This is a genomic window from Mesorhizobium sp. M7A.F.Ca.CA.004.04.2.1, assembly GCF_004022825.1.
In the GTDB taxonomy this organism is placed as follows: Bacteria; Pseudomonadota; Alphaproteobacteria; order Rhizobiales; family Rhizobiaceae; genus Mesorhizobium.
On sequence record NZ_RZPH01000192.1, the window covers coordinates 1 to 7,454 of the forward strand.

A 7,454-nucleotide genomic window follows, 5' to 3' on the forward strand; every position below is an offset into this window, starting at 1 on the left:
TGTTCACGGCGCGGTGCCCGCGGACGATGGTGTTGGCAAAGTCGCCCTTTCGAGATCATCGGCATCCATCATTCCGATGACGAATCGCCATCGCCTCCGCGCGTCGAATGGCTATATTTGTCAGAACACGCAGAACGCGGACAGCTTCCGAAAAGCAATAATCGGCAGCGCAGGAACTGGAGGAAAAGACGATGACCGCGCCAGGCGATTTACAGCAGGCACTGTTTCTCAGGCTGAAAAGCGATGCATCGCTGTCGGCCTTGCTGGGCGGCGCCGGACTGCTCGAACGGCCAACCGACAATGCCGCTTTTCCGTACGTGACCTGCGGCCAGACCTCCGCTTTCGACTGGGATACGGGCACCGAGAACACCGACGATCAGTTGATTACGCTGCATGTCTGGTCGAAAGCCCATGGCGACGCCGAAACGCTTGCCATCATGGCCGCCATCCAGGCGCGCCTTGCCGACGCAGCATTGGTGATTGGCCCTCGCGGCCAGACACGACTGTCGCTGGAATTCGCCGAAGCCCGCCATGACGAGGATCTGCTCGTCCATCACGGGCTGCTGCGTTTTCGCGCGATAACGCAGGAAAATGCCTGATGCGCTTTCAATATGGTCAAAACCGAGTCTAGACTGGACTTTCGCGGGATTTCACCTGTTCGAGGCGGTGAAATTCCAGGTTGATTGTCTCGCGTTGCAGGGGTGTGGCGAGGATGTTTTCAGCGGCATTCACCGTTCATTTCACGTTCAGCACCGATACGTTACAACGCCGGTCATGAAAACGCTTCGCTCCCACTTCCGAATCGCGACACTGGCGCTTTGTGCTGCCGGGCTGTTCGCGTCGCGGGCGATGGCGATGCCGGTCATCGCGCCGCCCGACCTGGCCAGTCCGATCGTACTGGCGGCGTCCGATTGCTACGCCATCGGCCAGCAGGTGGCCGAGCAGAATGGCGGAACGCTGGCCAAGGCCTCGCAATCGACGCGCGGCGGTCAGCCTGTCTGTGTCATCGTGGTGCTCGTTCCAGGCAAGGACGGACAACGTCCGCGCCGTTCCGAGATCGTCGTTCCGCTGAACTGACCCAATCAACCTTAGGCTACGTTTCCCAGGCCGCCGGAATCGGCCTATATCTGCCCCAGTCTTCAATCTGACAAAGCTCTTCAATCTGACCAAGCCCTTCAATCTGACAAAGCTCTTCAACAGGTATCGAACTCCGCATGCGTGTACTCGTCGTCGAAGATGACAAGGATCTCAATCGGCAGATATCGGATGCGCTGGTCGATGCCGGCTATGTCGTCGACCGCGCCTTCGACGGCGAGGAAGGCCATTTCCTTGGCGACACAGAGCCCTATGACGCGGTCGTGCTCGATATCGGCCTGCCGCAGATGGACGGCATAAGTGTGGTCGAGCGCTGGCGGCGCGGCGGCCGCAAGATGCCGGTGCTGATCCTGACGGCGCGCGACCGCTGGAGCGACAAGGTCTCCGGCATCGATGCCGGCGCCGATGACTACGTCACCAAGCCGTTCCACATCGAGGAGGTGCTGGCCAGGCTGCGGGCCCTGATCCGGCGGGCTGCCGGCCATGCCTCGTCCGAACTGACCTGCGGGCCGCTGCGTCTCGACACCAAGGCCTCCAAGGCCGATGTCGACGGCGTGCCGCTGAAACTGACGTCGCACGAATTCCGCCTGCTCGCCTATCTGATGCACCATATGGGCGAAGTCGTCTCGCGGACCGAACTGGTCGAGCATCTCTACGATCAGGATTTCGACCGCGATTCCAACACCATCGAGGTGTTTGTCGGGCGGCTGCGCAAGAAGATGGGCATCGACATGATCGAAACCGTGCGCGGCATGGGCTACCGCATGCGTGAGCCGGAGGCGTAACTCGGAACCGCTCAAACCAACCGCAAGGACGCCGCTTTCGCTGCGTTTGTGGCCGCGTTCGCTGACGTTCCGCGTTATCGCCTTTTCCACGGTCTGGGCGATCGTGACGCTCGTTGTCATCTTCACCTTGATCACCACCCTATACCGCCAGGCCAGCGAGCGCGGCTTCGACAGCCTGCTTTCGGCGCATCTGTTCAACCTGATCGGTTCGATCGGCATCTCCGATAGCGGGGCGCTGACTGGCGCGCCAGACCTCGGCGACCTTCGGTTCTCGGAGCCGAATTCGGGCTGGTACTGGTCGGTCGAGCCCGCTTCGGAGGGCGTGCATGGCGATCTCCACTCGTCGTCGATGACCACGACGATCCCATCACCGAGCGTTGCCGAGGTGCCGTTCAATGCCAGCTTTCAGCGCAGCTACGCAGCTGAAGGCATCGACGGCGAGCAACTCGAAGTTTTCGAGAGCGAATTCGTTCTCGACGCCAAGAACCGGGCCGCGCGTTTCCGCGTCATGGGCAACCAGAGCGAACTCGAACAGGAAATCGCTACCTTCCAGCGCCGCCTGCTGACCTATCTCAGCCTGTTCGGCGTCGGCATGATCGCCATCAACGCGATCGCCATCCTGCTCGGCCTGCAGCCGCTGCGCCGGGTCAGGAACGCGCTCGCTATGGTGCGCGAAGGCACCGCCCAGAGGCTCGACGGCCGCTTCCCGGCCGAGATCGAACCACTTGCCAACGAAACCAATGCCTTGATCGAAAACAACAGGCGCATCGTCGAGCGGTCGCGAACACAGGTCGGCAATCTCGCCCATTCGCTGAAGACGCCGCTGGCGGTACTGCTCAACGAGGGCCGCGCGCTCGGCGGTGCCAAGGGGCAGCTGATCGCGGAACAGGCCGCTTCCATGCAGAAGCAGGTCGAACACTATCTCCAGCGCGCCCGCGTCGCGGCACAACGCGACAGCGTCGTCTATCGCACGCCGGTGACGCCGCTGGTGCAGCGCATGGTGCGGGTTCTGCAGAAGCTCAATCCGCAGACAAATCTGTCGCTGTCGCTGCCGGCGGCCGAAATCGTCTTCGCCGGCGAGCGCGAGGATCTTGAGGAATTGCTGGGCAATCTCCTTGAAAACGCGATGAAATGGGCAAAGAGCGCGGTGCAGGTTTCGGTCGTGCCCTTGACCGGCAAGGACGACCCGGCCGGCCTGTTCGAGATCAGCATAGAGGATGACGGTCCGGGCATTCCCGAGGACAAGGCGCGCGAGGCTCTGAAGCGGGGACGGCGTCTGGACGAGACGAAGCCCGGAACAGGTCTGGGGCTGGCCATTGTCGCAGACCTTGTCAACGAGTATGGAGGCGTTCTGGCGCTCGAACGGTCCGGTATGGGCGGATTGAAGGCGGTGGTGCGATTGCGGAGCCTTCAGTGATGTTCACCAGGTCCAATCGACATAGAAGGACGGGAGATGTTATTGGCGGCATGTCGATTGGTCCCGCAGTGGCAGCGGCCAAATTTCCGACAAATATCAATACTATGGCCACGCCAACTTCTCCGATGACGCGGCCCCCGGCGCATCCATGGCAGGCTCCCACTCAAGAAAATCGGTTGTTGGCATGAAGATTCGCGTCGCTCTCGTTTCCGCATTGCTGGCCGTTTCCGGCTGCACCACCTTGAGCGGCAAGGGTCCAGCCATAGCAGTGACACCGGCCTCGACACCTCCTTCCAGCGGCAAGGTGACCACGACGATCATTTCGGCGATGGGCGGCGGCCTCATCAGCGGGACGATCGGCAACGGCCTCAGCGAGACCGAGAAGCGCAGCGCGCTCGAGGCTGAATACAAGGCGCTGGAATATACGACCAGCGGCCAGAAGGTGACGTGGAAAGGCGCTCAGGCTTCGCGCTACGGCGAGGTGGTTCCGGCCCAGCCGTACCGCGTCGGTTCGCAGGACTGCCGCCAGTACACGCAGACGGTGTTTTCCGCCGGCGCCGGGGTCACGGCGCGTGGAACCGCTTGCCGCAACGCCGATGGCAGCTGGACGCCGCTGACCTGACGACCGTCTGCCGACGATTGGCGGCTGGCGTCGTCAAAGCGTCGCAGCATGCATCTGTTGGCACGGCAGAGCTCTGCCGGTATTGGAAGAACCATGCTGTTCTGGGTCATAGCCGCCATTCTCACGCTGGGTGCAAGCCTGGCGGTGCTGCTGCCGCTGGCCGCCAGCGCCAAGGGCGCGTCGTCGAGCGGCGAACATGATCTCGAAGTCTATCGGGACCAATTGTCCGAGCTTGACCGCGACGCCGCGCGTGGCTTGATCCAGCCGGCCGAAGCAGCCGAGGCCCGCGCCGAGATCGCTCGCCGCATCATTCGCCTTGACAATGCGGGTACCGCCAGCGGCGCAAACCCTGGCCGAGCGTCGATCACGGCAAGGCTGGTGGCAACCGTAGCCGTGCTGGCGGTGCCGCTGGTCAGTTGGGGGCTCTATGTCAAGCTTGGCTCTCCCGACCTGCCGTCGCAACCGCTCAGCGAGCGGTTGGCCAAGAATCCCGCCGACAGTTCGGTCGACGAGCTGGTGGCGCGGGCCGAAGCCCATCTGGCCGCCAATCCCACTGACGGCAGGGGCTGGGACGTGCTCGCACCGGTCTATCTGCGCATGCAGCGCTTTTCCGACGCGGCGGGAGCCTATCGCAACGCCATTCGGCTCGATGGCGACAGCGCCGTTCGCCAGGCCGGTCTCGGCGAGGCGATCGCCAGCGCGGCAGGCGGCATTGTCTCGGCCGATGCCCAGGATGCCTTCGAGGCAGCCCTGAAGCTCGATCCGGCCAACGCGAAGGCGAGTTTCTACCTGGCCATGGCGTTGGCGCAGGAGGGGCGCGCCAAGGAAGCGACCACGGCATGGCAGGCGATGCTGGGCAGATTGCCGCCGGACTCGCCATGGCGCGGTGCCGTCGAGCAGGCGCTGGCCAAATCCGGAGGCTCCGACGTCGCCTCCAGCGGCGCCAGCAACGGTCCCGATGCCGGCGATGTCGACGCCGCATCCTCGATGTCGCCGCAGGATCGGGAGGCCATGATCAATACGATGGTCGCCGGCCTCGACGACAAACTGCGGCAAAATCCGCGTGATCCGGAAGGATGGATGCGGCTCGTTCGTTCCTATGTCGTGCTCGGCAAGGCCGATCAGGCGCGTGAGGCGCTCGGTCGCGCCATCGCCGTCTTTGGCGCAGACAGTGAGCAGGCGAAGAAATTCACCGCCTTTGCCGCTTCGCTTGGCCTTGCGGCGACGGAGTAGAACAAGACATGACGCGCAAGCAGAAACGATTGTCGGTGATCACGGGCGGGCTGGTCTTTCTGGGTGCCGCGACGGGGCTGACTTTTTACGCGCTTGGCCAGAAGGCCTCCTTTTTCTACATGCCGGCCGATCTCACCACCGCCAGTGTCCAGCCTGGCCAGCGCATCCGGTTGGGTGGATTGGTCGAAAAAGGCACGATCCAGCGCGGGCAGGGGGCAACGGTCGGCTTTTCGGTGACCGACACGCACAAATCGGTCAAGGTCACCTACACCGGCATCCTGCCCGACCTTTTCCGCGAAGAGCAGGGCGTCATCACCGAGGGTACTTTCGGCCCGGACGGGGTTTTTGTTGCCGATAGCGTGCTGGCCAAGCATGATGAGCGCTACATGCCCAAGGAGGTTGCGGACGGCCTCAAGGCCAAGGGCGTCTGGCAGGAGAACAAGAGTGAATAGCTCCGGCAGGAGAGCGACAATGGATCACGGGCATGGTTGAAACCGGACATTTCGCCCTCGTCCTGGCGTTTGCGCTTTCGCTGGTGCAGACGGTGGTGCCGCTGTTTGGCGCGCGCCTGAACAACCAGCGCCTCATGGCCGTCGGCGGTCCGGTCGCGGTGACCGGCTTTGCCTTGACGGCGCTGTCCTTCGCAGCGTTGGCGAGTGCCTATGCAAGCTCCGATTTCTCGGTGGCAAGCGTGTGGGAAAACTCGCATTCCTTGCAGCCGTTGATCTACAAGATCACCGGAACCTGGGGCAATCATGAAGGCTCGATGCTGCTTTGGGTGTTGATCCTGACCTTCTTCGGCGCGCTCGTCGCCGCTTTCGGCTCCAACCTGCCGGCGACGCTGCGCGCCAATGTGCTTGCGGTGCAAGGCGCCATCGGCGCCGCCTTCTTCCTCTTCATCCTGGCGACGTCCAATCCGTTCATCCGGCTCAATCCGGCGCCGATCGAAGGCCGCGATCTCAACCCGATCCTGCAGGATCTCGGCCTCGCCATCCACCCACCGTTCCTCTATCTCGGCTATGTCGGCTTCTCGATCTGTTTTTCCTTCTCGGTCGCCGCCCTCATCGAAGGCCGCATCGACGCGTCCTGGGCGCGCTGGGTGCGGCCGTGGACGCTGGTCGCCTGGATGTTCCTGACCGGCGGCATCGCCATGGGATCGTACTGGGCCTACTATGAACTTGGCTGGGGCGGTTTCTGGTTCTGGGATCCGGTCGAGAACGCCTCCTTCATGCCGTGGCTGGCGGGCACAGCGCTGCTGCATTCGGCCATCGTCATGGAGAAGCGCTCGGCGCTGAAGATCTGGACGCTGCTGCTCGCCATCCTGACCTTTTCGCTGTCGCTGCTCGGCACCTTCCTCGTGCGTTCAGGCGTGCTGACCTCGGTGCACGCCTTTGCCACCGATCCGACGCGCGGCGTGTTTATCCTGTGCATACTGACGCTGTTTATCGGCGGCTCGCTGGCGCTGTTTGCGCTGCGCGCTTCCCGGCTGACGACCGGCGGCCTGTTCCAGCCGATTTCCCGAGAAGGGGCGCTGGTCCTCAACAATCTGTTCCTGACGACGGCGACGGCGACCGTCCTCGTCGGCACACTCTATCCGCTCGCCGTCGAAGCCTTTTCAGCCGACAAGATCTCGGTCGGCGCGCCGTTCTTCAATCTCACCTTCGGACCGCTGATGGTACCGTTGCTGCTCGTGGTTCCGTTCGGGCCGTTGCTGGCCTGGAAGCGCGGCGATGTCTTCGCCGTCGCGCAGCGCCTGATGGTGGCATTTGCAGCGGCGCTGCTGGCGACGTTGGTCACCGCTTTGTTCATCGACGGCGCCTCGGTGTTCGCAGCTCTGGGCGTTGGCCTTGCCGTCTGGCTGATCCTTGGCGCGCTCACCGATCTCGCCGTCAAATCGGGGGTCGGCAATGTCGCAGCGGGGATCATGGTCAGGCGCTTGCTCGGCCTGCCGCGCTCGGTCTTCGGCACCGCCTTCGCTCACCTTGGCCTCGGCCTGACCACGCTCGGCATCGTCGGCACACTTTGCTTCGGCACCGAGAAGATCCTGTCGATGCATGCCGGTGAGACCGTCGAACTGTCCGGCCATACGCTGCGTTTCGTCGGGCTTTATCCGGCCCAGGGACCGAATTACAGCGAGGATCTCGGCCGCTTCGAACTGATCGGCGTCAGCGGCAGCCCTGTTGGCGAAATCAGCTCCGCCAAACGGTTTTATCCGGTGCGGCAGATGACGACGACGGAATCGGGCATCAGGACGATTGGTTTCTCGCAGCTCTACATCTCGCTCGGCGACGAGGGCAATGAC

Annotated in this window: 8 protein-coding genes; all 8 read left to right on the forward strand. The window is 63.1% G+C overall.

Translation table 11 applies throughout. From position 1 onward, the window contains the following. The first annotated feature begins 191 nt into the window (after positions 1–191). On the forward strand, positions 192–599 hold the full coding sequence (locus EN893_RS11435) for a DUF3168 domain-containing protein (RefSeq protein WP_127269159.1): 408 nt from the start codon (positions 192–194) through the stop codon (positions 597–599). Positions 600–774: 175 nt separating this feature from the next. Next, positions 775–1,077, forward strand: coding sequence for a hypothetical protein (locus tag EN893_RS11440; protein ID WP_127269164.1), 303 nt, complete (start codon positions 775–777; stop codon positions 1,075–1,077). 137 nt (positions 1,078–1,214) lie between these two features. Then, positions 1,215–1,880 (forward strand): response regulator transcription factor, encoded by a 666-nt coding sequence (locus EN893_RS11445; protein ID WP_023812809.1) that lies wholly within the window; start codon positions 1,215–1,217, stop codon positions 1,878–1,880. Further along, positions 1,864–3,297 (forward strand): ATP-binding protein, encoded by a 1,434-nt coding sequence (locus EN893_RS11450; protein WP_127269160.1) that lies wholly within the window; start codon positions 1,864–1,866, stop codon positions 3,295–3,297. The genes EN893_RS11445 and EN893_RS11450 overlap by 17 nt, the downstream gene beginning before the upstream one ends. Before the next feature lie 184 nt (positions 3,298–3,481). Beyond that, the gene (locus tag EN893_RS11455; protein ID WP_127269161.1) at positions 3,482–3,919 is read left to right on the forward strand and encodes a hypothetical protein; all 438 of its coding nucleotides are present in this window, start codon (positions 3,482–3,484) and stop codon (positions 3,917–3,919) included. Positions 3,920–4,012: 93 nt separating this feature from the next. Further along, complete coding sequence (gene ccmI / locus EN893_RS11460) at positions 4,013–5,152, forward strand: c-type cytochrome biogenesis protein CcmI (protein ID WP_127269162.1); 1,140 nt, start codon at positions 4,013–4,015, stop codon at positions 5,150–5,152. An 8-nt stretch (positions 5,153–5,160) separates the two neighbouring features. Further along, entirely contained in the window at positions 5,161–5,604 is a 444-nt protein-coding gene (gene ccmE, locus EN893_RS11465; RefSeq protein WP_127269163.1) for a cytochrome c maturation protein CcmE, read from the forward strand. Positions 5,605–5,636: 32 nt separating this feature from the next. Beyond that, positions 5,637–7,454 (forward strand): heme lyase CcmF/NrfE family subunit (locus tag EN893_RS11470; RefSeq protein WP_164900804.1); only part of this gene is annotated, 1,818 nt, incomplete at its 3' end.

Coding starts and splice junctions, on each gene's coding strand:
- EN893_RS11435 (WP_127269159.1), top strand. CDS start 192: ATGACCGCGCCAGGCGATTTACAGCAGGCACTGTTTCTCAGGCTGAAA.
- EN893_RS11440 (WP_127269164.1), top strand. CDS start 775: ATGAAAACGCTTCGCTCCCACTTCCGAATCGCGACACTGGCGCTTTGT.
- EN893_RS11445 (WP_023812809.1), top strand. CDS start 1,215: ATGCGTGTACTCGTCGTCGAAGATGACAAGGATCTCAATCGGCAGATA.
- EN893_RS11455 (WP_127269161.1), top strand. CDS start 3,482: ATGAAGATTCGCGTCGCTCTCGTTTCCGCATTGCTGGCCGTTTCCGGC.
- ccmI (WP_127269162.1), top strand. CDS start 4,013: ATGCTGTTCTGGGTCATAGCCGCCATTCTCACGCTGGGTGCAAGCCTG.
- ccmE (WP_127269163.1), top strand. CDS start 5,161: ATGACGCGCAAGCAGAAACGATTGTCGGTGATCACGGGCGGGCTGGTC.